General features: G+C 64.2%; 1 protein-coding gene. It reads right to left on the bottom strand.

Annotation, left to right across the window (positions count from 1 at the left end; all coding sequences use genetic code 11):
- Nucleotides 1-232 (bottom strand): efflux RND transporter permease subunit (locus tag SB816_RS35300; RefSeq protein WP_410548662.1); only part of this gene is annotated, 232 nt, incomplete at both ends.

The following is a 232-nucleotide window of genomic DNA, read 5'->3' on the forward strand; positions in this document are numbered from 1 at the left end:
GCGCGGTGATCGCGCTCGACACGTCGACCGGCGTGAGGCCGTAGTTCGTCAGGCGGTTCGGATCGAGCCACATCCGCATCGCGTACTGCGAGCCGAACAGCGTGACGGTGCCGACGCCGTTCAACCGGCTGATCGGATCCTTCACGTGCGACGCCACGAAGTTCGCGAGGTCGTACTTGCTCATGCTGCCGTCTTCGGAGTTGAACGCGAGCACCAGCAGGAAGCTGCTGCT

The organism is Achromobacter sp. SIMBA_011, assembly GCF_046535435.1.
GTDB classification, from domain to species: Bacteria; Pseudomonadota; Gammaproteobacteria; order Burkholderiales; family Burkholderiaceae_B; genus Achromobacter; species Achromobacter dolens.